This is a genomic window from Sphingomonas sp. Xoc002, assembly GCF_050408055.1.
In the GTDB taxonomy this organism is placed as follows: domain Bacteria; phylum Pseudomonadota; class Alphaproteobacteria; order Sphingomonadales; family Sphingomonadaceae; genus Sphingomonas; species Sphingomonas yabuuchiae.
The window spans coordinates 3,109,288-3,131,841 of sequence record NZ_CP191175.1 but is presented as its reverse complement, the minus strand read 5'-3'; the positions used below and the strand labels follow the sequence as shown (position 1 = coordinate 3,131,841).

22 protein-coding genes and 3 tRNA genes are annotated in these 22,554 nt (G+C 64.6%); 13 read left to right on the top strand and 12 right to left on the bottom strand.

The features are described 5' to 3' along the window. Nucleotides 1-18 precede the first annotated feature (18 nt). The 5 genes from uvrB to ACQR50_RS14350 form a co-directional block, all read right to left on the bottom strand. Complete coding sequence (uvrB, locus tag ACQR50_RS14370; RefSeq protein WP_056437052.1) at nt 19-2,211, bottom strand: excinuclease ABC subunit UvrB; 2,193 nt, start codon at nt 2,209-2,211, stop codon at nt 19-21. Between the two features lie 79 nt (nt 2,212-2,290). Continuing rightward, entirely contained in the window at nt 2,291-3,457 is a 1,167-nt protein-coding gene (locus tag ACQR50_RS14365) for an MBL fold metallo-hydrolase (protein ID WP_428968830.1), read from the bottom strand. A gap of 43 nt (nt 3,458-3,500) precedes the next feature. Beyond that, a complete protein-coding gene (locus ACQR50_RS14360) occupies nt 3,501-3,899 on the bottom strand; it encodes a DUF4345 domain-containing protein (RefSeq protein ID WP_428968829.1) in 399 nt (132 codons plus the stop codon). After that, a complete protein-coding gene (locus tag ACQR50_RS14355) occupies nt 3,896-4,348 on the bottom strand; it encodes a DUF2721 domain-containing protein (protein ID WP_428970711.1) in 453 nt (150 codons plus the stop codon). The genes ACQR50_RS14360 and ACQR50_RS14355 overlap by 4 nt, the downstream gene beginning before the upstream one ends. A gap of 207 nt (nt 4,349-4,555) precedes the next feature. Continuing rightward, nucleotides 4,556-5,185, bottom strand: a complete 630-nt coding sequence (locus ACQR50_RS14350; RefSeq protein WP_428968828.1) for a DNA-3-methyladenine glycosylase family protein — start codon at nt 5,183-5,185, stop codon at nt 4,556-4,558. A gap of 69 nt (nt 5,186-5,254) precedes the next feature. Here ACQR50_RS14350 and ACQR50_RS14345 point away from each other — a divergent pair, with 69 nt between their 5' ends. Next, the gene (locus ACQR50_RS14345; RefSeq protein WP_042484328.1) at nt 5,255-5,572 is read left to right on the top strand and encodes a 2Fe-2S iron-sulfur cluster-binding protein; all 318 of its coding nucleotides are present in this window, start codon (nt 5,255-5,257) and stop codon (nt 5,570-5,572) included. 423 nt (nt 5,573-5,995) lie between these two features. Here ACQR50_RS14345 and rlmB read toward each other — a convergent pair whose 3' ends face one another. Then, complete coding sequence (gene rlmB / locus ACQR50_RS14340; protein WP_056437068.1) at nt 5,996-6,739, bottom strand: 23S rRNA (guanosine(2251)-2'-O)-methyltransferase RlmB; 744 nt, start codon at nt 6,737-6,739, stop codon at nt 5,996-5,998. Continuing rightward, nucleotides 6,739-8,349 carry a M20/M25/M40 family metallo-hydrolase gene (locus ACQR50_RS14335; protein WP_428970710.1) on the bottom strand — a complete coding sequence of 537 codons (1,611 nt, stop codon included), beginning with the start codon at nt 8,347-8,349 and terminating at the stop codon, nt 6,739-6,741. The genes rlmB and ACQR50_RS14335 overlap by 1 nt, the downstream gene beginning before the upstream one ends. A gap of 168 nt (nt 8,350-8,517) precedes the next feature. Here ACQR50_RS14335 and ACQR50_RS14330 point away from each other — a divergent pair. The 3 genes from ACQR50_RS14330 (at nt 8,518) to ACQR50_RS14320 (ending at nt 9,145) form a co-directional block, all read left to right on the top strand. Beyond that, nucleotides 8,518-8,603: transfer RNA gene (locus ACQR50_RS14330), tRNA-Tyr, on the top strand. Between the two features lie 43 nt (nt 8,604-8,646). Further along, nucleotides 8,647-8,720 (top strand) — tRNA-Gly (locus ACQR50_RS14325). 116 nt (nt 8,721-8,836) lie between these two features. Next, nucleotides 8,837-9,145 carry a polyhydroxyalkanoic acid system family protein gene (locus ACQR50_RS14320; protein WP_042484120.1) on the top strand — a complete coding sequence of 103 codons (309 nt, stop codon included), beginning with the start codon at nt 8,837-8,839 and terminating at the stop codon, nt 9,143-9,145. A 16-nt stretch (nt 9,146-9,161) separates the two neighbouring features. On the opposite strand, the gene ACQR50_RS14315 is transcribed toward ACQR50_RS14320, so the two are convergent. Beyond that, nucleotides 9,162-9,368 (bottom strand): hypothetical protein, encoded by a 207-nt coding sequence (locus ACQR50_RS14315; RefSeq protein WP_428968827.1) that lies wholly within the window; start codon nt 9,366-9,368, stop codon nt 9,162-9,164. Between the two features lie 137 nt (nt 9,369-9,505). On the opposite strand from ACQR50_RS14315, the gene ACQR50_RS14310 reads away from it, so the two are divergent. Beyond that, nucleotides 9,506-10,852, top strand: a complete 1,347-nt coding sequence (locus tag ACQR50_RS14310; RefSeq protein WP_428968826.1) for a TldD/PmbA family protein — start codon at nt 9,506-9,508, stop codon at nt 10,850-10,852. After that, on the top strand, nt 10,839-11,630 hold the full coding sequence (locus ACQR50_RS14305) for a 3'(2'),5'-bisphosphate nucleotidase CysQ (RefSeq protein ID WP_184104764.1): 792 nt from the start codon (nt 10,839-10,841) through the stop codon (nt 11,628-11,630). Before ACQR50_RS14310 ends, ACQR50_RS14305 begins: the two co-directional genes overlap by 14 nt. Here the strand turns inward: ACQR50_RS14305 and ACQR50_RS14300 are convergent. Together ACQR50_RS14300 and ACQR50_RS14295 are read right to left on the bottom strand one after the other, a co-directional pair. Next, on the bottom strand, nt 11,620-12,321 hold the full coding sequence (locus ACQR50_RS14300; protein WP_428968825.1) for an NAD-dependent deacylase: 702 nt from the start codon (nt 12,319-12,321) through the stop codon (nt 11,620-11,622). The genes ACQR50_RS14305 and ACQR50_RS14300 overlap by 11 nt on opposite strands. Nucleotides 12,322-12,337: 16 nt before the next feature. Further along, the gene (locus ACQR50_RS14295) at nt 12,338-12,988 is read right to left on the bottom strand and encodes a hypothetical protein (protein WP_240456540.1); all 651 of its coding nucleotides are present in this window, start codon (nt 12,986-12,988) and stop codon (nt 12,338-12,340) included. A 228-nt stretch (nt 12,989-13,216) separates the two neighbouring features. On the opposite strand from ACQR50_RS14295, the gene dapB reads away from it, so the two are divergent. The 3 genes from dapB (at nt 13,217) to ACQR50_RS14280 (ending at nt 14,742) form a co-directional block, all read left to right on the top strand. Beyond that, nucleotides 13,217-13,945 (top strand): 4-hydroxy-tetrahydrodipicolinate reductase, encoded by a 729-nt coding sequence (gene dapB / locus ACQR50_RS14290; RefSeq protein WP_428968824.1) that lies wholly within the window; start codon nt 13,217-13,219, stop codon nt 13,943-13,945. A 5-nt stretch (nt 13,946-13,950) separates the two neighbouring features. Then, nucleotides 13,951-14,619: an endonuclease III gene (nth, locus tag ACQR50_RS14285; protein WP_428968823.1), complete on the top strand. Its 669-nt coding sequence runs from the start codon at nt 13,951-13,953 to the stop codon at nt 14,617-14,619. A gap of 46 nt (nt 14,620-14,665) precedes the next feature. Further along, nucleotides 14,666-14,742: transfer RNA gene (locus ACQR50_RS14280), tRNA-Arg, on the top strand. Nucleotides 14,743-14,895: 153 nt separating this feature from the next. On the opposite strand, the gene ACQR50_RS14275 is transcribed toward ACQR50_RS14280, so the two are convergent. After that, a complete protein-coding gene (locus ACQR50_RS14275; RefSeq protein ID WP_428968822.1) occupies nt 14,896-15,150 on the bottom strand; it encodes a hypothetical protein in 255 nt (84 codons plus the stop codon). A 584-nt stretch (nt 15,151-15,734) separates the two neighbouring features. Between ACQR50_RS14275 and ACQR50_RS14270 the strand changes: the two genes are divergently transcribed. The 3 genes from ACQR50_RS14270 to ACQR50_RS14260 all read left to right on the top strand — a co-directional run bounded on the left by ACQR50_RS14270 (nt 15,735) and on the right by ACQR50_RS14260 (nt 19,769). After that, nucleotides 15,735-16,649, top strand: a complete 915-nt coding sequence (locus tag ACQR50_RS14270) for an endonuclease/exonuclease/phosphatase family protein (protein WP_428968821.1) — start codon at nt 15,735-15,737, stop codon at nt 16,647-16,649. A gap of 522 nt (nt 16,650-17,171) precedes the next feature. Continuing rightward, complete coding sequence (locus ACQR50_RS14265) at nt 17,172-18,992, top strand: methyl-accepting chemotaxis protein (protein ID WP_428968820.1); 1,821 nt, start codon at nt 17,172-17,174, stop codon at nt 18,990-18,992. Nucleotides 18,993-19,112: 120 nt separating this feature from the next. After that, nucleotides 19,113-19,769 carry an SOS response-associated peptidase family protein gene (locus tag ACQR50_RS14260; RefSeq protein ID WP_428968819.1) on the top strand — a complete coding sequence of 219 codons (657 nt, stop codon included), beginning with the start codon at nt 19,113-19,115 and terminating at the stop codon, nt 19,767-19,769. Here ACQR50_RS14260 and ACQR50_RS14255 read toward each other — a convergent pair. Beyond that, nucleotides 19,766-20,011 carry a hypothetical protein gene (locus ACQR50_RS14255; protein ID WP_428968818.1) on the bottom strand — a complete coding sequence of 82 codons (246 nt, stop codon included), beginning with the start codon at nt 20,009-20,011 and terminating at the stop codon, nt 19,766-19,768. The genes ACQR50_RS14260 and ACQR50_RS14255 overlap by 4 nt on opposite strands. A 697-nt stretch (nt 20,012-20,708) precedes the next feature. Between ACQR50_RS14255 and ACQR50_RS14250 the strand changes: the two genes are divergently transcribed. Continuing rightward, nucleotides 20,709-22,178 carry an SGNH/GDSL hydrolase family protein gene (locus ACQR50_RS14250; RefSeq protein ID WP_428968817.1) on the top strand — a complete coding sequence of 490 codons (1,470 nt, stop codon included), beginning with the start codon at nt 20,709-20,711 and terminating at the stop codon, nt 22,176-22,178. Nucleotides 22,179-22,554 lie beyond the last annotated feature (376 nt).

The window sequence follows — 22,554 nt, the reverse complement described above, 5'->3', positions numbered from 1 at the left end:
CAACGCAAACCCCAATGATCAATTCGCCTTCCGACCGCTGGCGAATTTCTTGCTCTTCCCGAACCGCGTCTTGCGCGTGCCCGGCTTGCCCTCGTTGGAGCGGCCCATGATCGGGGCCTTCTGCTCGTGCACCGGCAGGCCCAGTTCCTCATTTTCCAACTGGCGGATTTCATCCCGCAACCGGCCCGCTTCCTCGAATTCGAGGTCGGCGGCGGCCTTTCGCATCTTCTTCTCGAGTTCCTCGATATAGGCGCGCAAGTTATGGCCGACCATGTGCGGGCGGTCCTCGTCGATCGGCACCGTCACCTGATCGCCCGACGCCACATGCGCGATGATGTCGCCGATCTGGCGGCGGATCGTCTGCGGTGTGATGCCGTGTTCGGTGTTGTACGCCATCTGCTTCTCGCGACGCCGCGAGGTTTCCAGCATGGCGCGCTCCATCGATCCGGTGATCCGGTCGGCGTATAGGATCACGCGACCATCGACGTTGCGGGCCGCGCGCCCGATCGTCTGGATCAGCGAGGTTTCGGACCGCAAAAATCCTTCCTTGTCGGCGTCGAGGATCGCAACCAGCCCGCATTCGGGAATGTCCAATCCCTCGCGCAGCAGGTTGATGCCGATCAGCACGTCATACACGCCCAGCCGCAAGTCGCGGATCAGCTCGATACGCTCCAGCGTCTCGACGTCGGAGTGCATGTAGCGGACCTTGATCCCCGCCTCATGCATATATTCGGTCAGGTCCTCCGCCATGCGCTTGGTCAGCGTGGTGACGAGGGTACGGTAACCGAGTTCGGTCGTCTTGCGTGCCTCGATGATCAGGTCCTGCACCTGTTCCTCGACCGGCTTTATCTCGACCGGCGGGTCGATCAGGCCGGTGGGGCGAATGACCTGTTCGACGAAGACGCCGCCGGTCTGCTCCATCTCCCAGTTGCCGGGGGTGGCCGAGACGCTGACCGTCTGCGGGCGCATCGCGTCCCATTCGTTGAAGCGCAGCGGCCGGTTGTCGATCGCCGAGGGCAGGCGAAAGCCATATTCGGCCAGCGTGATCTTGCGGCGATGGTCGCCGCGCGACATGCCGTTGATCTGGCCGATGGTAACATGGCTCTCGTCGACGAACAGCACCGCGTTTTCCGGCAGATACTCGAACAGCGTGGGCGGCGGCTCGCCGGGTAGGCGGCCGGTCAGGAAGCGGCTGTAATTTTCGATACCGTTGCAGCTGCCGGTCGCCGCGATCATCTCCAGGTCGAAATTGGTGCGCTGCTCCAGCCGCTGCCGCTCCAGCAGCTTGCCCTCGATCTCCAATTCCTTCAGCCGCTCGGTCAGCTCGAACTTGATCGCCTCGACCGCCTGCTTCATCGTCGGGCCCGGCGTCACATAGTGGCTGTTGGCATAGATGCGCACCGAGTTGAGGCTGGCGACCTTCTTGCCGGTCAGCGGATCGAACTCGACGATCTCCTCGATCTCGTCACCGAAAAAGGACACGCGCCAGGCCGAGTCCTCATAGTGCGAGGGGAAGATTTCCAGATTGTCGCCGCGCACCCGGAAATTGCCGCGCATGAAGGCGGCGTCGTTGCGCTTGTACTGGAGCGCGACGAGCTTGCGGATGATCTCGCGCTGGTCGACGCTCTGGCCCTTTTTCAGGTCGAAGATCATCGCCGAATAGGTTTCGACCGAGCCGATACCATAGAGGCACGACACCGAGGCGACGATGATGACGTCGTCGCGCTCCAGCAGCGCACGGGTTGCCGAGTGGCGCATCCGGTCGATCGACTCGTTGATCGAGCTTTCCTTCTCGATGTACGTGTCGGACCGCGGCACATAGGCCTCGGGCTGATAATAGTCGTAATAGCTGACGAAATATTCGACCGCATTGTTAGGGAAGAAGTTCTTGAACTCCCCGTACAACTGCGCCGCCAGGATCTTGTTGGGCGCGAGGATCAGGGCGGGGCGCTGCAATTCCTCGATCACCTTGGCCATGGTGAAGGTCTTGCCCGATCCGGTGACGCCCAGCAGCACCTGATCCTTGTCGCCTGCGCGGGCTGCCGCCGTCAGTTCCTGGATCGCGGCGGGCTGGTCGCCGCTGGCGGTATATTCGGTGACGAGTTCGAAGCGCTTGCCGCCTTCCGCCTTTTCGGGACGCGACGGGCGGTGGGGGATGAAGCTGACCCCGGTTTCGGGCTCGTCGAGGGTGGTGCGGATCTGGATCGCCATGAAAGGGAATATGGGTCCAGTTGCGCTTTTGTTCCAGTGGTCGTGATGTTGGGTGTGGCGAAGGCCAAGGGAATCCGCTTTATCGCAAAGCCCGAACCTGCGGTGTGTCGAGACAGGTCCGCATCGCCGCATCGCTGGTCCTTTGTGTGCCCCCGGCCCGGAACGGACCGACCTCCACCGGCTGCCCCAGTCGAACCGGGGCAAACCGCCCCCGCGCGCCCGAACACCGCATGGCGGCATCCAGCAGCTTGGGCGGCGTGTCATAGCCCTCATAGGACAGGCGGAATGTGCCCCAATGGATGGGGATCGCCGTCGCCGCGCCCAGCCGCTCGAAAATCTGCACCGCTTGCGGCGGCCCGACATGGCTGCCCGACGCCATCTGCCCGGGCGCGAAGCGGAACGCCCCGATCGGCAGCAGCGCCAGCCGCACCGGGCCGAGTTCCGCCGCCTCCTCGGGCCAGCGCCCGTCGCCCATGCCGGTATCGCCTGCGAAGAAGATATTGCCGCCGGGCAGCTTCACCACGAAGCTGGACCACAGCGCCCGGTTGCGGTCGGCGAACCAGCGGCTGCCCCAGTGATGGTTGCGCGTGACGGCGACCGAGACGCCCGGTCGGACAAGCTTTTCCCGGCCCCAGTCGAGCGCGGTGGCGGGCACGCCGACCTGGCCGATCACGCTGTCATTGCCCAGGCTGGTGACGACCAGCGGCCGGTCGCGCTGCCAGAGCTTGCGCAATGTCGCCTGGTCCAGATGGTCGTAATGATTGTGGCTGATCAGGATCAGGTCGATCCGGGGCAGGTCGTCCAGCGCCACGCCGGGCCGCGCCACCCGCTTCGGGCCGAAGCCGAAGGGGCCTGCGCGCTCGGCGTAGACGGGGTCGGTCAGGATGTTCAGCCCCTGGGTCTGGACCAGCATGGTCGCATGGCCGATCCAGGTCGCGACCATGCGCTGCCCCGCGACACGCGCCTCGGGGCGGGTGGGCTGGACCGCTACCGTCTCGGGCCAGGCGGGGCGGCCGTCATCGCCTGTCAGTTGTCGCCACAGAAAGCCGCCGCGTCCGCCGCGCGTCGGCATCCGCATGGTGTCGGCATCGCCATCGGGATTGAAGAAACGCTCGCCGTCATAATGGCCGCTGTCCGGCCCCTCATAATAAAGCCGGTCGAGATAATGCGGCACGATCGTCGCGGCCAGGCCGACGAGGATCAGGATCAGCGCCAGCCCCTTGGCGATCGGCCGGACGATGGTCATGACGGAGCCCGGTTCGAAAAGTGCAACGCAAAGCTCCCGACGGTCAGCGACCGCGCGCGATGCGGGCCTGCCAGAGCATAAGAAGCGGCACGACTCCCAGTTCCATCACCAGCCCCAGCCGATGCCCGGGGGAGGGGGCGCCGATCGTCACCCAGGACAGCAGCCGTGCCAGTCCGCCCGCCACCACCAACAGGCCGAGCAGGCGGAACCGCGCGCCCTTGCGCTCGATACCCGGCACGCAGGTCGTGAAGGCGAGCCCAAGGGCGAAGAAGATGCCCGAGACATAGCGGAACTGGCTGTCCAGATCGGTGGGGATCGCGGGCGCATGCCCCAGCCAGCCGGGGCCGCGTATGATGCTGATCCCGCCGATGCTCAGCGGCACCAGACAGGCGATGGCGACGACGGCCTGCAGGGCGCGCCGCTCGGTCGGGGTGACGCTCAATCCAGGATTTCCTTGCGGACATGGATCGCGCGCAGCGAGATGCGCACCTCGACCATGAAGGCGATCAGGCACATCGTCAGCAGGCTGACCGAGAGGATGAAGGCCAGTGCGATCCAGGTGCCGATATGGAATTTGCCGATATTGGCGATGAACAGCACGGCGATGACGATGCAGGCCATCACCGCGCTCGACACCGCCAGGAAGAGCGCGGCGTTGATGATCGACATGCGCCGGTCGAGCAGGCGCAGCTCCCATTTGTGGCGCATCCGCTCGCGCTCGTCATCGACCTTGTGGACCAGCATCTCCAGCCCGCGCGCCCGGTCGATGACCCGCGCCAGCCGCCCGGCCAGCACGTTCAGCAATTGCCCGATCGCGGCGAGCATGAAGACGGGCGCCAGCGAGAGCTGGATGGTCTGGGCGATGGTGGCGACGGCGGGCAGGGTGGGCATCGCCGGAAATGGTGGCGTGTCGGGCCGGGCGGGGCAAGGGGGAAGTGGGGTCAAGACATTCCTCCCCTGCAAGGGGAGGTGGCAGGCCGAAGGCCTGACGGAGGGGTGTCACGGGGTGAGAGGAAGAACCTTCGCAGCCGGTTAAACCCCTCCACCATCCTGCGGCGGCTGGTCCCCCTCCCCTTGCAGGGGAGGAATGGGGCGCCGTCACACCGGCGCGGCGTCGGCTCCGGCGCCGTAATGGTGCCAGGTGAAGATCGCGAGCGCGCTGCGGTGCGGGCGAAAGGCCTCCGCCAATTCGCGGACCAGCTTTTCCGATGGCCGTGCGTCATGGCCCAGTATGCGGCCCATCTCGATCTGCACGGCCAGGTCGCCTGCGGGCCAGATATCAGTGCGGCCTTCGGCGAACAGCAGATAGACCTCCGCCGACCAGCGACCGATGCCCTTGACCGCAACGAGCCTGGCGATCGCTTCCTCGTCATCCTCGGGCAGCGCGGACAGGTTCAGGCGACCGCTCGTCACTTCCTCCGCCAGGCTGCGCAGATAACCTGCCTTTTGCCGCGAGATGCCTGCGCCGCGCAGTTCCTCGTCGGTGACGCCGTGAAGCCGCGTCGGATCGCTCGCATCGCCGAGCAGTTCGTTCAGTCGCCGCCAATGCGCATCCGCCGAGGCGACCGACACCTGCTGCCCCAATATGGTGCGGACCAAAGTCGCGTAACCGCGCGCCCGGATGCGCGGCGCGGGGTAGCCGATCCGGGTCAGCGCGGCGGCGATGGCGGGCTCGGCGGCGGCGAGCGCATCCATGCTTTCGCGAATCTGTTCGGCGCTCAGGCCCATGATGCTTGATCCGCGCGTTCAGGCCCGGCAGAGCCGCTTCCAACAACAGGGCCGACAAGGAGAATGGACATGCCCAAGCTTATCGTGGTGACCCGCGACGGGGAAGAACGCGAAATCGACGGCGAGGCCGGTCTGTCGGTCATGGAAGTCATCCGCGATGCGGGTGTCGACGAATTGCTGGCGCTGTGCGGCGGCTGTTGCAGCTGCGCGACCTGCCATGTGCATGTCGACCCGGCCTTTGCCGACACGCTGCCCGCGCTCGGCCCGGACGAGGACGACCTGCTTGATTCGACCAGCGACCGCGACGCGACCTCGCGCCTGTCGTGCCAGCTGCCCTTCGGCGCGGCGCAGGACGGGATGCGGGTTAGGATCGCGGCGGAAGACTGACGGCGCATCGCGTCGGAACGTCGGAGGCGGGGTTTCGGCCCCGCCTCTTTTTTTGCGCGCAGAGGTGCCGTCCTGTTGGGCGGCGTTCCGGCCATCCAATTGTGTTCGCGCGGAGACGCGGAGGCGCGGAGATGTCCTGCGCGGGGCAAGCGGAGCCCGCTATCACGACCGGCAGACTTTTGCGGCGGCTGGCGAGGATGGAGGGGCCTTGCGGCCAGATACACCATCTCCGCGCCTCCGCGCCTCCGCGCCTCCGCGCGAACCTTAATCCCGTGGCCTTCGACTTCGCTCAGGCTGAACGGAGGAAGGGAATGGTGGCCACGCGAACCGAAAGCCGTTCACGCTGAGCGAAGTCGAAGCGCACGCCCGGCGCTCGCCGCACGCAAAAGACGGCGGCAGGGCCCAACCCCGCCGCCCCGCAAATCACCGCGCTGCTACCGCATACAGCGCGATCGCTGCCGCGTTGGAGACGTTCAGGCTTTCCACCTTCGGGCTGATGGGCAGCTTGGCGAGTTCGTCGCAATGCGCCTCGGTATTCTGGCGCATGCCTTCGCCCTCGGCGCCCAGCACGATGCAGATGCGCTGCGTGCCCATCGCCTGCGCCAGCGTCTGGTTCGCATGGCCGGTCAGGCCGATGCGCCAGAAGCCCGCTTCCGCGATTTCCTCCAGCGCGCGCGCCAGGTTCACCACGCGCACCCACGGCACCGTCTCCAGCGCGCCGCTGGCCGAACGGGCGACCGTGCCCGATTCGGGCGGCGCGTGCCGGTCCTGGGTCACGATGCCCACCGCGTCGAAGGCGGCGGCCGAGCGCAGGATCGCGCCGACATTGTGCGGGTCGGTCACCTGGTCCAGCACGACGAGCGGCCGCTGATTGTCCTGCGCCTCGTGCAGCAGGTCGCCCAGCCAGATATCCTCCAGCGGATCAACCTCGGCCACCAGGCCCTGATGCGGCGCGTCGGCGGGGACCAGGCGGCCCAGATCGGCGACGTCGGCAAAGGTGACCGGCAGGACCGGCGGCAGGTCGAGCGCGGCCAGCGCCTCGCGCGTGCCCCAGATCTTGCGCACCGTCCGGTTGGGGTTGGCGAGCGCCGCCGTCACCGCATGCCGTCCCCAGAAGCGGGGGCGGTTGGATGAAGCCTGGCTGGGGCGATGTCCTCGGCGTGCCATCAGTCGTCGTTGTCCGTAAAGTCAAAGGGTCTGGTCGTCGCCGGTTGCGTCGGCACCGGCGGGCGCGGCAACGCCTTGTCCGCATTCGCCGCCGCGAGCAAGACCCCGGCGAGCACGACCGAGGCCTGGCGCATGTCGTCGGCCTTCAGATGATCGAAGGTATCGGCCGAGCTGTGGTGCGTGCGGGTGCCATAATCCAGCGGGTCCTGGATGAACTGGAAGCCTTGCACCCCGACCGCCTGCATGAAGACATGGTCGGTGCCGCCGGTCGTCCGCTGCACGACATTGCCCGCGCCCAGCGACGCATAGGGCGACAGCCATTCCTTCAGCAGCGGCACCGCCGCCGGGTTGTTCTCGGCATAAAGGCCGCGCAGCTTGCCCGAGCCGTTGTCGATGTTGAAATAGGCCGCCAGGTCGCCGTAACCCGGCTTGGGGCTAATCGGCCAGCGGTTGGTCCAACCATAATAGCGCTTCAGGCCCGATTGCGGCGCATCGTCGGGGCGACCGCGCGACGCCAGATGCTGTTCGACATAGGCCATGGAGCCGAGGATCCCCTGCTCCTCGCCCGACCACAGCGCGAAGCGGATGGTGCGCTTCGGGCGCTGGCCGGTGGCGGCCAGGATGCGCGCGGCCTCCATGATCATCGCGCTGCCCGCCGCATTGTCGGAGGCGCCGTCGCCCGCGACCCAGCTGTCGAGATGCGCGCCCGCCATCACATAGCCCGCCTTGGGATCGGTGCCGGGGATTTCAGCGATGATGTTGTAGGCGTTCACGTCGCTGTCGTCGTAGCGGACGTCGCTCAGCACCTCGATCGTCGGGGCGGGGCCGGTCTTGGTCAGACGCGCGAGGCGGCGATAATCCTCGGCGGCCAGTTCGATGCCGGGAACGGCGGGCGTCTCGCCGCGCCCGAACAGATAGCCTTCGCCGTGCACCAGCTTGCCGTCGCGGTAGCTTTGCGTGACATAGGCGACCGCGCCCTCGGCCTTCAGGAACGCATCCAGCTTCTGCGCGAAGTCGAGCCGCTTCAACCGGCGGTCGGCGGTTTCGGGGTCGTGCTCGGGCTGGACATAGACGTCGAGCTTGGCGATGTCCTCGCCGGTCAGGCGACGGAAGGGGGCGCTGGTCTGCTCGTCGCCGGTGCCGGGCATCGTCACCATGACGATCTTGCCGCGCAGCTGGCCGCGCCACTTGTCGAAATCGCGCTCGCGCTTCATCGGCGCGACGATGACGGGGGCGGTCACCGCGCCGTTGGTGCCGGGCGTCCAAGCGATGGGGATCGCGGTCAGCTGCAGCGGGCGGGGCGACACCATGCGCACGCTGGCCCGCTCGATCGACCAGCCGCGCCCGAAGGCGAAGCCCTCCTTATGAACGTTCTTCAATCCCCATTTGGCGAACTGGTCGGCGGTCCAGCCCTCGGCGGTGCGCATCGCCGGGCTGTTGGTCATGCGCGGGCCGATCACGTCGGTCAGATGCTGCACGGTCTGCATGACCTGGCTGTGGTTCATGCCCTCGTCGATCAGCCGGTTGGCGGCATTACGATCCTGCGCGTCCGCCATCGCGACAGGCAACAGCGCGGCCGCCGCGACGGCGGCGAGCAAGGATGGGCGCATCATGATATTTTCCCCGGTGTCTCTCGAATGGGTCAAAGGCTATGTCCCGATTGCGCGACATGCAAGCAACCCGATCAGGCATGGCTGACGAAAATCGTACAAATCGGCGTTGACAGGCCCGATAAGCTTCGGCATTGGGCGCGCCTCGCTCCGATGGAGTGACACCCCGGAAGGGTGGCCGAGTGGTTAAAGGCAGCAGACTGTAAATCTGCCCGCGTGAGCGTACACTGGTTCGAATCCAGTCCCTTCCACCATCCCCGCCAATCGGCTAGGGTCGATCAGCGGCGCTGGACTTGAGCGGGTATAGCACAATGGTAGTGCAGCAGCCTTCCAAGCTGAATACACGGGTTCGATTCCCGTTACCCGCTCCAGTCCCCGACATATTCGGCAAGTGCGTGTGATACATTATTTCACCGCTTGGTCTTGACCGCCATGGCAAACCACGCCACTCGATTCTCGTTTCACGAATGAAAGAGAGTTTCGCTCGATGGCATCGGTCAATTTCGACATCCCCCACTCTCTGGGTCATGCCGAAGCAAGGCGCCGGATCGAGCAGGGGCTCCCCAAGCTGGAAGCGAAGATTCCCGGTGGCGGCCAGGTGTCGTCGGAATGGCCCGCCGAGGATCGCCTGATCCTGACCATCATCGCCATGGGCCAGACGGTGAAGGCCGATATGGAAATCGCCGACACCGCGCTTCGCGGCACGGTGGCGATCCCGATGATGCTGTCCATGATGGCCGGGCCGATCGGCGAGTTCGTGAAGACCAGCGCCGAAAAGATGCTCAGCAAGGCGTAAGCCCGCTCGCTTGCGCCTATGGGCGGTCGCGAAGGGGCAAATGCCGTGTCGCGACTCCGACGAGCACCGCCGTCGACAGCAGGATCGACGAGACGAGCCCGCCGACCGCCAGCAGTCCGCCGCTGGTGAGGTTCAGCTTCAGCCGCAGGTCGACCGCGCGTCCGGCGGACAGGCGCAGCACTCCCTTCTGGCAAACGGGGCGTCGATGGGGCGGCGGGGACATGGCGTATCAACGTCCCGATCGCCGGACGGTTCAGCGAAGGTCTGCGGCGGGCCGAAGCGAAGGCAAGGACGCCGAACTCGTCACGGCGATGCGACAAACACTGGCATCCCCGACCAAGCGTCCTTAAGTCCTGACCCATGCTGACCCCCGAACAGGCCCGCGACCGGGCCGCCGACATCGTTGCCCGTGCCCGCGCCGCCGGAGCCGACGCCGCCGACGCGGTCTTTGCCGCCGACGCCGCGCTGGAAGTCTCGGTGCGCCTCGGCGCGTTGGAGGATGTCGGCCGGTCGGAGAGCGAGGAACTGGGCCTGCGCGTGTTCGTCGGGCGGCGTTCCGCCAGCGTCTCGACCTCGGACCTGTCGGGCGATGCGATGACCCTCGCGGTCGAGCGCGCCGTCGCCATGGCGCGCGAGGCGCCCGAGGATCGCTGGGCCGGCCTCGCGCCCGAAGAGCGGCTGTTGCACGGCGCGCCGCCGATGCTCGACCTGGACGATGGCGGCGAGGTTGCGCCCGAGGCCCTGCGCGCCGCCGCGCTGGAGGCCGAGGAGGCCGCGCGCGCCGTCGCGGGCGTGACCAATTCGGAAGGGGCGGGGGCGTCGGCCTCGCGGGTCGTCTCGGCGCTGGCGACCAGCCACGGCTTTGCGGCGGGCTATGCCGCCACCGGTTACGGCCTGTCGGTCAGCGTGGTGGCGGGCGAGGGCGCGAACATGCAGCGCGACTATGCCCATCATGGCGCGCGCCTGCGCCGCCTGCTCGAAGGCCCCGAGGCGATCGGTATCCGCGCGGGCGAGCGGACCGTGGCGCGGCTCAATCCCGGCAAGCTGGCCAGCGGCGCGATGCCGGTCGTCTATGACCCGCGTGTCGGATCGTCGTTGGTCGGTCATCTCGTCTCCGCGATCGCGGGGGCGGCGATCACGCGGCGGACCAGCTTCCTGCTCGATGGCCTGGGCGAGCGGGTGATGGCGGCGGGCATCCGGATCGAGGACGATCCCCACCGCCCGCACGGCCTGCGCTCGCGCCCCTTTGACGGCGAAGGGCTGGCGGTGTCGCCGACCGCCATCGTCGAGGACGGGGTGCTGGAAACCTGGCTGCTCGATTCCGCCTCGGCCCGGCAGCTGGGGCTGGAGCCGACCGGCCATGCCGCGCGCGGCACCGGTGGCGGGCCGGGCGTGTCGACCAGCAACCTGTTCATGGCGCCGGGCCGCGTGCCGGTGGATACGTTGATCGCCGATATCGCCGACGGCGTCTATGTCACCGAACTGATCGGCAGCGGCGTGAATCCCGTCACCGGCGACTATAGCCGGGGCGCGGCGGGCTTTCGCATCGTGAACGGGCGGATCGCCGAGCCGGTTGCGGAGTTCACCGTGGCAGGCAATCTGAAGGATATGTTCCTCGGCATGACCCCGGCCAATGATCTGGAATTCCGCTACGGCGTCAATGTGCCCACCCTGCGCATCGATGGAATGACGGTTGCCAGCAGCTGAGCTGGTCCCCGCTGTCGTGGCGGCGGCGCGCGAGGCGGCGGCGATGGCGCTCGCCCGCTGGCGCACCGATTTCCGCCAATGGGAAAAGACGCCGGGCAGCCCGGTGTGCGAGGTCGATCTGGACGTCGACCGGATGCTTTATGCGCGGCTCCACGCGCTGATCCCCGATGCGGGCTGGCTGTCGGAGGAGACGGCGGACAAGCCCGACCGGCTGGCGGCGCGGCGGGTCTGGGTGGTCGACCCGATCGACGGCACGCGCGACTATATCCGGGGGCGCGAGGGCTGGGCGGTCTCGGTCGCGCTGGTCGAGGACGGCGTGCCGGTGATCGGCGTGCTGGCTGCGCCCGCGCGCGGCGAGCTGTGGCTGGCCCAGGCGGGGCATGGCGCGACTCGCAACGGCAGCGCGCTCAGTGCGGGCTATTGCCACCAGATGCCCGGCGCGCGCGTGCCCGTCGATGCGCTGCCCAAGGCCGACCGCGATCTGGTCGCGGTGTTTAAGCCCAATTCGATCGCTTTGCGAATCGCCATGGTCGCCGCCGACGAGGCCGATCTGGTTGCGACGCTGCGCTGGGGCAATGAGTGGGACATCGCTGCCGCCGCGCTGATCGCCTCCGAGGCGGGGGCGGGGGTCGCCGATGCGCTGGGTCAGCCCCTGCTCTTCAACAAGCCCGACCCGCGCGCCTTCGGCGTACTGGTGACGGCGCGCGGCCTTCTGGACCCGGCGGTCGAGCGGCTGGCTCCGCGCGCCCGCGAGGTCATCGTGCCGGTCACCGGCTGAGCATCCGCTCCACCCATTCGGGTACCAGCTGACTGGCGGGGCCCAGGCGACTTTCCTCGAACCAGCCGCTGCCCTCCGAGCGTTCGAGATTGAGCTCCAGCGTCGCCGCGCCATAGGCGCTCGCCAGCCGAACGAACCCGGCGGCCGGATAGACCGCGCCTGAGGTGCCGATCGACACGAACAGATCGGCCTTTGCCAAAGCCGCCTCGATCCGGTCCATATGGTACGGTATCTCACCGAAGAACACGATGTCGGGCCGCAAGCGCGGCGCGGCACAGGCGGGACAGGACGTGCCGGGCGGCAGGTCGTCCGCCCAGTCGAACCGCTCGCCACATGCCGCGCACAGGGCCTGCTTCAGCGCACCATGCATATGCAGCATCCGCTTCGCCCCCGCCCGCTCGTGCAGGTCGTCGACATTCTGCGTGACGATCAGCAACTCGCCCGACCATTCCCGATCCAGCCGCGCCAGCGCCGCATGTGCTGCATTGGGCTCGACGCTGGCCAACCCCGCCCGCCGCAGATCATAGAAGCGGTGGACAAGCTCAGGATCGGCAGCAAGCGCCTCGGGCGTGCAGACATCCTCGACCCGGTGCCCCTCCCATAGCCCGCCGGGCCCGCGAAAGGTGGCGATACCGGACTCGGCGGACAGGCCTGCGCCGGTGAGGATGACGATGTTTTGGAGGTCGGTCATGGCATCATCAATGCGTTCATGTGAACGAACAATCATAATAGTTGCCCCATAGGTGTCGGCATCCGACCAGATCGCCACCGAACAATTTGGTCACGCGATCCGGTGCCGCGAACTTGCCGGTCTTTCCGTCAAAGCCTTTCGCCAGCATGACTTCGCCCGTTGGGTCGAAGATGATTCCGGACCAGTTGTCGAGCATACCCTCGGGGTTGAAGGCAACCCGAACCGGCGGTCCGGCATCGACGACATATTCGATGCTCCCATCGACCTCGGCAGATGAATCGGTGCTTGGCGAGCGGTGGCCGCGTTTCGCCCTTTCTATGATGGCCTCATAATGACCCCGATTGACCATCAGCCGCGTCCAGGTGCCGATGAAGTTTCCGGCACCAAGCGATGGCCACGCTACGACCAGGGTCATGCCGATCATGAAGGGTGCTGCAAGCGCCGCGATGGCACGGTCGCGCATAGATTTCGCCTGTCGGGCGATGCGTATGCCTTGAACGAGATAGCCGGCTGCGCCGATTGCGAATACGCCTATCAACACGGGCAAGCCGAAGACGAACAGGATAAAGCCGATCGCTGCCAGCCAAGCCGACGTGAAGCCCATCATAAATGGCATAGCGGAGATGATCGCAAAGAAGCGGCCGGATTGGCGGAGGTGGTCGATCATGCGGTCTCCTGACGACACGGCGGCGCAAGGCGGGTCCCGCCGGCGATTTTTCTAACATGGAGCGAATGGCGGAAGAAGTCGTCGAAAGCCCGGACGTTGTAGCCATGCTTTGAAGCTGTGTACCGGTAGTTAGAGAGCACGTCTGAGCCCCGGTTTCCTCCGGCTACAACCTGTGTAAAGGAACATGGCATGACGACCTCCTCCCTCTCATCCCTCGGAGCCCCCCGCATGACCGCTATCGGTATCTACGGCAGCGCCGGGCGCATGGGCCGGGCGATCGCGGACCTGATCGAGGGTGAGGGCGCAACGCTGGCGGGTGGCTGCGATTCGCGTGACGACCCGGACGCGCTGGCCAAGGCCGCCGATGTGCTGGTCGACTTCTCGATCGCGGGGGCGCTGGACGTGCATCTGGCGGCCGCACGGGCGGCGCGCACCCCCATCGTGATCGGCACCACCGGCCTTTCCCCTGCGCAGCATGCCGCGATCGACGCCGCGGCGACCGAGATCGCGGTGCTCCAGACCGGCAACACCTCGCTCGGCATTACGCTGCTCGCCAATCTGGTGCGCGAGGCGGCGGCGCGGCTGGGCACCGACTGGGATATCGAGATCACCGAGATGCATCATCGGCACAAGGTCGACGCGCCGTCGGGCACCGCATTGCTGCTGGGCGAGGCGGCGGCGGCGGGGCGGGGGCATCCGCTGTCCGAGCTGCGCGTCGATGGCCGCGCCGGACTGGTCGGCGCGCGCACCGAGGGGACGATCGGCCTGGCGGCTTTGCGCGGCGGCTCGGTGATCGGCGACCATGAGGTGATCTTCGCAGGCGAGGGCGAGCGGGTGACGCTGGGCCATTTCGCGCAGGACCGCACCATCTTCGCGCGCGGGGCCGTGCGCGCGGCGCTGTGGCTCGCGGGGCAGGCACCGGGGCGTTATCGCATGGGCGACGTGCTGGGGCTGTAAGCGCCATGAAGAAGGCGGACGTCGTCGAATTCTACCACCGGCTGGCGGAGGCGAACCCGCATCCCGAGACCGAGCTGGAATATCGCAACCCCTATACGCTGGTCGTCGCCGTCGCCCTGTCGGCGCAGGCGACCGATATCGGCGTCAACAAGGCGACGCGCGCCCTGTTCGCCGAGGTCGACACGCCGCAGAAGATGCTCGACCTGGGCGAGGAAGGGCTGAAGCAGCACATCAGGACGATCGGCCTGTTCAACACCAAGGCCAAGAACGTCATCGCCTTGTCCCGGATGCTGGTCGACGATCATGGCGGCGAGGTGCCCGAGGATCGCGCGGCGCTGGAGCGGCTGCCCGGTGTCGGGCGCAAGACCGCCAATGTCGTGCTCAACACCGCCTTCGGGCACGAGACCTTCGCGGTCGATACGCACATTTTCCGTGTCTGCAACCGCACCGGTCTGGCCAAGGGCAAGACGGTGCTGGCGGTCGAACTGAAGCTGGACAAGGCCACGCCCGCGCCGTTCAGGCTCCACGCGCATCACTGGCTGATCCTGCACGGCCGCTATATCTGCAAGGCCCGGCGGCCCGAATGCTGGCGCTGCCCGGTCGAGGACCTCTGCGCCTATAGCCCCAAGACCCCGGCCCCTGCCGCCACGAGCGGAAAAGCGGCCGCCGCATAAAAAGGGCTGGCGCGGGGTGCCCCGCGATGCTAGTCGGCCAGCCCACGCACCCGTAGCTCAGCTGGATAGAGCGCTGCCCTCCGAAGGCAGAGGCCACAGGTTCGAATCCTGTCGGGTGCGCCATCAACGATCACTCAAGTGCCCGGATCTGCTGGGTTTTTGCGCTTGCGGATGCAGCTCGTTCCCTCTGCTGTTCCCACATTTGATTCCGACTACGGCCGATTGATGGCGAACAGTGCGGTCAAACGGCCTTGCCTGATAGTCTCTCGCGCCACGTCAAAGGTCGAGGTCTATTTGCTCTGGGCGGATGTATGGCGGCGTCACAGCATAGCCCTCAGCCGCCAAGCGCTGCAGCGACTCCACGTGCACCAGCCGTCGTCGGCCGATCTTGACGGTGGTGATCTGACCGACCGCGACCAATTCATAGAAGCGAGTGCGTCCGATGCCGATCATAGCAAGCGCCACCTTCACCGTGACGGTGAGAGGGTGCCGCTTGATAAGGGCGTCAGATGGCTCCCGAATGTCCTTCATGTACCAGACTCCTAGCAGGGAGGCTGGTGGGCTCTTCGACGCGCGCAACATAGGCCGGTTCGACGATGAACAACAAGTCGCTTAGTGGGCCACGTCTGCATGCTGTGTGATCCCGATCGACTACGAATATTACGATACTCGTCAATGACTTGGCTCATGGGATCGGATGGGATCAAAAACTAGTCGCTTGGGATCGGCATGCCGGCGCACTCAGAGTGGCGGAAATGCGCCATTCTTTGCAAGTGAAGCTTGCGTTCGGTGTGTGTATGCATTCCGAACCATCACACGAGCTTTGCAGCATCAGCAGGCATAGGTGATCAGAATTTGATTCGCCTATCCGGTTGGCATTTGCCGCCGATAGGTGGGCAAGAACAAACCGTGATGCCCGTCTGCACGGACGGAGCGAAGAGCCGCAATTTAGCCTCATGGCGAACGAGACGGCCGGTACCGCATGCTGGTTCTAACGCCTGCTGGCGTAGAGAAAATGAGCTGGTCCCAGCAAGACTGCCTTTGCAGGCGGCATTCCTCCGCGTCTCCGCTTTGAAGGCATTGTACCCAAGCGCATGCCTTGGCACACATCAGGCATGATCTTCCGCTTCGTCCTCGTCGCATCGCTGCTCACCAGTCTGGCATCGTGTGTTGCCCCTCAAGCGCCTACCCAAGAGGCCGAGATTGAAGCGACTGCAACTCACCCACTCAAGGTGGCGTCTTGGAACCTGGAGTTCTTGGCGGAGAAGGACGGCGCAGGATGCGAGCCGCGAACCGACGCGGATTATGCAGCCATGCGTCAGATCGTGGATACGCTCGATGCTGACGTGATCGCTTTCCAAGAGGCGGAGAACGAAGCGGCGGCGGCGCGCGTGTTCAACCCGAGCCGCTACACGATCGTGATGGAGAAGCGTCCGGGTGCCGCATCTGGCAGTTGCGGCGGCAAGCAGCCTGGGCAGCAATTCATCCGGCAGGCGGTTGGTTTCGCGATCAGGAAGGGTATTGCGTTCGACCGCAACCCGGATGTCACGGCGCTCCAGCTCGGCAACCCGCAATTGCGTTCGGGGGTCGACGTTCGTGTGCGGGCGCCAGGCCACCAGCCCACACGTTTGCTGGCGGTTCATCTAAAGTCGGGCTGCTTTCAAGGCGACCGCGCTCAGGCCTGTGGCGTCCTGCAACAGCAGTTGCCGGTGTTGGAGGATTGGATTGACCGAGCGGCCGTCGGGCCCGAACGCTTTATCGTCCTGGGGGACTGGAATCGTCGTCTTGCTGAACCCGGCGATGCAGTCTGGACCGAACTGGACGATGGCAATCCCGCCAACGCCGATCTGCGGCTGGCTGATGAAGGTGTGACGCCACGGTGCGATCCCCGGTATCGCTCATTCATCGATCACATCGTCTTTGATCGTCGGGCTGCGGGACAGGCGAGTGGATTTGCCGAGACGACCTATGCGCCTGGGCAAAAGCATCTGTCCGATCACTGTCCGGTTAGCGCGCTCATCGCCGGTTGAGATTGTGCAGCCGCAACGCCTCTGGCGAAGGTCCGCGACGAGGCATAGCATCCGCCCGCCCGACTCACGGGCAGGAGAAGACCAATGCGCTCGCTTGCCGTTATCGCATCCGCTCTTTCGCTCATCGCCGTCGCCACGCCATCGATCGCTGCACCATGTCGCGATGCGAAGGGAAAATTCGTAAAGTGTCCTGAGGCTGCCGCACCGAAGGCTGCGCGCTGTAAGGCCGCGAATGGCAAGTTTGCGAAGTGCGGTACGCCTGGTGCCAAGCCGATCAAGTAATTGGTCGGTCAGCAGGTGGTGCAGCGTTCTGGACTGGGTTCAGATCTGCGCCCCTGCCGCTGGCAATGGGGCTGCTAGCGTGTCTCGCGCTCAACATGTTCGACAGACGAACTGCACCGGCCACCGTGATGGTATAATTAATCCATATTAACTCTGATCAATATCATAAAGTTAACTCGAAGGCAGGCAGTTGGCCCGCCCTGCGCTGGGGGGCGCCAATGGATCGAAGGGACTGCCTCCGTGCAAAATCTCCGCATTTCGGGAAAGCTTATTGCATGCTTTTCCATTCTGCTGATCGCGCTCATGGGACTAGCGGCACTGGCCGTCGTTCGCTTGGGCGATATGCGGGACGTTGCGGTTAATCTGGGCGGCGAGCAGCGCTCCCAGTTGGAGGCGATCGCGGTTATCAACGCCAGTACCGCGACGTATCGTGCGACGGTTGGGCAGCATCTTTTGTCTGTCACGCCAGAAGATCGTGCGGTTGCGCAACGGCGGCTGAACGAACTGCGGGATCAGATAGCGGAGCGGACGCGCTGGCTTCGTCCACGTCTGGCTAACGACGAGACACGATCCGCGCTTGATGCCTTCGTCCGCGACTGGGCTGAGTATCAGTCCCACGCCAAGGAAACATTGCAGGCGGCAGCGGTGGGCTCACCGAAGGCGATCGAGCTTTTTCGGATCGCGCGGCCCTATTTCGTAACCGTCAACAAGGCGGCTGATACGCTGCGTATCAAACAATCCCGCGCGATTGATGCACTGGTTGAAGAGGCCGAGGCCAACTACGTCACCAGTCACAGGATCATGATTGGGACGGTGCTGGCGGTTGCTCTGCTGGCCATTGCCATGCTGATTCTGCTGGTTCGCCTTGTCGCACGCCCTGTGGGCGCCATGACCGGTATGCTCGGCAAACTGGCGGCAGGAGAGCGCACCGTCTCCATTCCTGCGAACGGCGCTCGGGATGAGGTTGGGGAAATGATGCGTGCGGCCATTGCCCTACGTGATCAACTCGCTCAGGCCGATAGACAGAAAGACGAACAGGCGGCGCTCATCGTCTCGACGATCGGAACGGGGATGCAGGCCCTGGCCGCCGGGGATCTGACTGCCCGGATCGATGTCGCGCTGGATGAACCCTTTGCATCGCTGGCTAGCGACTTCAACAACGCTATGGCTCAGGTTGAGCAGGCGATGATCGCGGTAAGCGGTGTTTCCGAAGGCCTTCGTGCGGCCTCGGGAGAGATCCGTTCAGCGTCCGAGGACTTGTCTCAGCGCACTGAACAGCAGGCCGCTAGCTTGGAAGAGACAGCCGCCTCAATGCAGCAGATCACGGACATGGTCGGGCGTTCGGCATCTGACGCGAAACGTGCCGATACGGTGGCAGCAGACGCCAGCAGCGCTGCGCAAAATGGTGGGCAGGTCGTGCGCGATGCAGTCGCGGCGATGAGCGGTATCGAGCGGTCCAGCCATGAGATCTCGGAAATAATCAGCGTGATCGATGGCATCGCGTTCCAGACCAATCTGTTGGCGCTAAACGCCGGGGTCGAGGCGGCACGTGCCGGTGACGCGGGCAAGGGCTTTGCTGTCGTCGCCTCCGAAGTCCGGGCGCTGGCGCAGCGTTCGGCGGATGCGGCCAAGGACGTAAAGTCGCGAATCGTGGCCAGCAATCAGCAGATCGGGGCGGGTGTTGAGCTGGTGGCGGAGACAGGGCGCTCGCTCGATCAGATCATCGGTCGAGTCCAGGAGATCACGGCACTGATCAATAGCTTGGCTAACTCGGCGGAACAGCAGGCTAGTGGCTTGGGTCAGGTCAATGTTGCGGTCGAGGAGATGGACGGAGTAACCCAGCGCAACGCCGCTATGGTTGAGGAAACGACTGCTGCGGCTCGTGAACTGACGGACAAGGCGGACGAACTGGCGGGACATGTCGCGCGCTTCCGGATTGGCGCGTCGGAGATTCGTGCGACCCAAGCTACTGGCTCACGGACTCGGCTGGCCCCGAAACCTGCAATGCGTCTGGTCTCCGGAGGCAGCGCCGCATTTTCCGAGGAATGGTCGGAATTTTGAACAGCTTAGAGGCCCGGCGGCATCAGCGCTGCTGGGCCTCATGTTAGCCTAAACCCATCGGAAACAGACCCTTAGCAGAGCGTTGAAGCAGCTTACGGTAACCCAGGGTCAGTCGAGCACATGTGTAACCGAGCCCGATTTGATGGCGAGCCGCAGACCATATTCCAATCGGCCGCCAAGCTCTTCGAGGAGCGGCCTCGCGACAATCGCTTCCATCCACAGGAACTACGCCCAAAGGCTAGATCCTATGTGATCAGGGAACAGGATGGCGAGCGCGCTTGGGACGTCATGTCCTGGGACGTGCTGGGCGGAAAAGCCCCGTATCCCATGACCAATGTGCGAAACTTAGAGCTGCCGCAGTGGCGCCGCCTAGCCGCTGATCCCGCGAACCGCTGCATCATCCCGCTCACAGAGTTCTGCGAGTTCACCCCCGACCGCCACGACCTGGGGGATGGCAAGCCGCCATTGAAAGGCGAGATGTGGTTCAGCGTCACCGATCAGCCGATATTCGCTGTCGCGGGGTTCTGGCAGCAGACGGTAGAGGGGCGATCGTTCGCGATGGTAACCTGCGACGCGAACGAGTTGGTCGAGCCCATTCATCCAAAGGCGATGATTACTGTCCTGCACCCGGATGACGTGACGACTTGGCTACGCGCACCGGCAGAAGAGGTCGTGGCACTTCAGCGGCCGTACCCGGCCGATCGGATGAAGGTGCTGGGGCCGGTATTCCCGACGAGAAAAGCGGCGGGGGGCCATCCCGCCGCGCTCGAAACTTAATGCGGCTTCTCGTCGCCACCGCCTGGGTTGCCAGGCGGAACCGGCCAAGGGTCGCCAAAGCATTCTGCTCGACATGCCGCGCGTACGTCGCCGGTCAGATCATCGCAGTGGCTCAGGCAATGGGCGTAAGGATTGTCGTCCTCTTGGGCGATCGCCTGTGACGACGCGCCGGTCACGCCGATAACGAAAAATGCAGCGGTGAGGTGCGCTGCAAAGCGCATTCGTCTGGATGTCACTTTCATTATCGTACTCCGTCTACCGGGTTATTTTTCGGTTGGTGTGTCGCTGTCCTCGATGGCCAGTGCGCTGGTGTGATCGGAACGGTTGGTTGGCACTGCCCAGGGCGGAAGTGTACCGGGCGGATGATAACCCGTTGCCTCGCAGGGCCAGGGGCCGTTATCAGCCTCGTTCCACCAAGGCGGAATAACCTCGTTTGTGCACTGGACGTCGCCTGGGTCCTGCTGGAGTGCGGCAGCAGGTGCTCCAGCCAACAAAATAAGGGCAAAGGCAATCATTCGAGCCGTCTCCCGTTTATCTGCGCTTTGATGCGCCGTGCGGAGACTGACATGAAGTGAACTGGGGTGACAGCCAATAATTTGCCTTTAACATTACAAAATGTTGCTTACTCAAATCTGCATTTGGGATTGGAATGATCAACCGTGGAGTCGGCTAGTTCTCGAATATTTGCGAATTCATTGCTCTTGTACTATTAGGGATGAGTACAAATTCGTCTCACTGGATGGCGATCTAGAGATTTTTTGTTGAAACAGTGACCGAGCATGAAGGCGAATCGCCTTTCTCCGGCGAGAGCCAACGCCGCGTGAGAATGGGCGTGCCGACTGTCCTCATTTGAGAATTGGTCCGGACCATCTGCGTTGCACCGCCCCCCGAACTGAATGCAGTTGCCGACTTAACAGGGTTGATTCGGGGGAAATATTCATGGGCACGACGGCGACCAGCATTCCACTTGCGCTTTCATTGATGATCGGCAGTTGTACCGTTGCCATGAACGGCGCGTTCAATGCGCCGGACGGTCTCCCGATCGTCATGCCCACTCCCACCCCGACGCCAAGTCCCACGCCCACAGCTACGCCAACCCCGACGGCGGGGAATCCCGATCGTTATATGTTCGCTTTCACGCGCCTGCGTATGCCGAGCGGCGCGCTTGTAACCGCTGGCAGCGACACGCCGTTTGTCATGACGCGCATCATCGCCGGTTCGCCGCAGAATGCAGTGACATCGGTCCGCTGCCATTTCGCGGGCTTCGCATCGACTGAAGGGGGCAATGCTCCACAGGAGTCAGTCCTGCCGGGTAATGCCACAATCCTTGACGGCTTCTGGCTGTCGATCGGGTCAAGTAAGGTCCGTGCGACGTTCGACAACGCGTCAGGTACGACGATTGACAGCGGCACGTCGGGCGTCTGGACGGATCCAATCGACCTAGCGGGCGGCATTCCGGCGAACAGCGACGTGGCCATGACCACCGCCTATCATACCGCCGCAGGCGAAAAGCAGATTCCGGTTTATCGCATCCAAGCCGGGAGGGGCGAGCGCGTTTGGGGCGGGACTGATCTGGCAAGCGTCACGGCGCACCTCGACACGCCGAACGACTTCAGCACCGCGTCTCTGGACACGGGTAGCGGCCAGTCACAGCCAGCCTATTACGGCCCCGATCTGTGCGTTGCCAAAGGCTGGGACGGTCGCCCGGTGGTCTTGGGGGCCGTGGACAGCATCGGCGAAGCCCGCCAGGAATATGCGGTGGAGGCCGATACGCGCGGCAATTTGGGCTGGCTGCGCAAGTGGCTGGACACTGCGGATTCGACCTATGGACGTGTGCCGCACTTCCTGATCGGGATGCCGGGCGCGAAGTCGCAACTGGAATTGACGACCGGCGCATTGCTCCGCTGGCAGGTGATGGACCAGGCCGCTCAGTTCAATACGGGCCGAGCGTTGCCCTTCACGGTACTAATTGACCAGCTCGGCCAGAACGACCTCAACTCCAAATACACGACCATGAAGGCGAATTATGTCGGTTTCATCGACCGATTTACCGCCCGCTATCCGGGTATCCGCGTCGTGGCGACAGGTGTTTTGCCGCGTACGACGAGCACCGATTTATGGATGAGCCGGTCAGGTCAGACGCTCGTAACTGGCAATGAATGGGGCACGCCGACCAATGGCTGGGGCGTCGGCTTTAAATATCAACTCGAAGCCTACAAGGAGTCCGGGGCCGAGGGACGCATCGCCGGTTATATCGACACGCGTCCATTCTGGTATGACAGCACGGCACCGGGTACGTGGCCAGTACTGGCAAGCCAGCCGACGCCTGAAGGTGTTCACCCCTATGCCGTCGCAGTCACTGCGATTGTCAAAGCCATTCCCCAATCGGACAAAGCAAAGCTTCGTTGAAGCGGTAAGCGCTCGCTGCTCCATATTGGGGTGGCGGGCGGACGGTGTGTGTCTAGCTCGTGCACAATTCTGAGAATGACTGCCGCTATCTCAATCGAGTGCGGCAAGGCCCCATTGCTGCGGCGAGGCTATCCAGTTCACTTAGCGGACCGCGGCCTCGGCTATTGCAACGGTTGCAGCCCTGCCTCTCCGGCGTTCCATTTCCTGCGCAGGCGATGCGCCCTGTCCGAATGACGACTTGGCGGCGGTTTGAGGGTTGTATCGCTGGTCCAAGTACCCGCCAGCGATTGAGCCGCCCAACACGACGGCGCCGATAAGACCGACGCCTAGGAATCCTGTGCTGCGTCTCATGCGACCACTCCCAGATGGGTACAAG

Coding starts and splice junctions, on each gene's coding strand:
- uvrB (WP_056437052.1), bottom strand. CDS start 2,211: ATGGCGATCCAGATCCGCACCACCCTCGACGAGCCCGAAACCGGGGTC.
- ACQR50_RS14365 (WP_428968830.1), bottom strand. CDS start 3,457: ATGACCATCGTCCGGCCGATCGCCAAGGGGCTGGCGCTGATCCTGATC.
- ACQR50_RS14355 (WP_428970711.1), bottom strand. CDS start 4,348: ATGCCCACCCTGCCCGCCGTCGCCACCATCGCCCAGACCATCCAGCTC.
- ACQR50_RS14350 (WP_428968828.1), bottom strand. CDS start 5,185: ATGGGCCTGAGCGCCGAACAGATTCGCGAAAGCATGGATGCGCTCGCC.
- ACQR50_RS14345 (WP_042484328.1), top strand. CDS start 5,255: ATGCCCAAGCTTATCGTGGTGACCCGCGACGGGGAAGAACGCGAAATC.
- rlmB (WP_056437068.1), bottom strand. CDS start 6,739: ATGGCACGCCGAGGACATCGCCCCAGCCAGGCTTCATCCAACCGCCCC.
- ACQR50_RS14335 (WP_428970710.1), bottom strand. CDS start 8,349: ATGCGCCCATCCTTGCTCGCCGCCGTCGCGGCGGCCGCGCTGTTGCCT.
- ACQR50_RS14320 (WP_042484120.1), top strand. CDS start 8,837: ATGGCATCGGTCAATTTCGACATCCCCCACTCTCTGGGTCATGCCGAA.
- ACQR50_RS14315 (WP_428968827.1), bottom strand. CDS start 9,368: ATGTCCCCGCCGCCCCATCGACGCCCCGTTTGCCAGAAGGGAGTGCTG.
- ACQR50_RS14310 (WP_428968826.1), top strand. CDS start 9,506: ATGCTGACCCCCGAACAGGCCCGCGACCGGGCCGCCGACATCGTTGCC.
- ACQR50_RS14300 (WP_428968825.1), bottom strand. CDS start 12,321: ATGACCGACCTCCAAAACATCGTCATCCTCACCGGCGCAGGCCTGTCC.
- ACQR50_RS14295 (WP_240456540.1), bottom strand. CDS start 12,988: ATGATCGACCACCTCCGCCAATCCGGCCGCTTCTTTGCGATCATCTCC.
- dapB (WP_428968824.1), top strand. CDS start 13,217: ATGACCGCTATCGGTATCTACGGCAGCGCCGGGCGCATGGGCCGGGCG.
- nth (WP_428968823.1), top strand. CDS start 13,951: ATGAAGAAGGCGGACGTCGTCGAATTCTACCACCGGCTGGCGGAGGCG.
- ACQR50_RS14275 (WP_428968822.1), bottom strand. CDS start 15,150: ATGAAGGACATTCGGGAGCCATCTGACGCCCTTATCAAGCGGCACCCT.
- ACQR50_RS14270 (WP_428968821.1), top strand. CDS start 15,735: ATGATCTTCCGCTTCGTCCTCGTCGCATCGCTGCTCACCAGTCTGGCA.
- ACQR50_RS14260 (WP_428968819.1), top strand. CDS start 19,113: ATGTGTAACCGAGCCCGATTTGATGGCGAGCCGCAGACCATATTCCAA.
- ACQR50_RS14255 (WP_428968818.1), bottom strand. CDS start 20,011: ATGAAAGTGACATCCAGACGAATGCGCTTTGCAGCGCACCTCACCGCT.
- ACQR50_RS14250 (WP_428968817.1), top strand. CDS start 20,709: ATGGGCACGACGGCGACCAGCATTCCACTTGCGCTTTCATTGATGATC.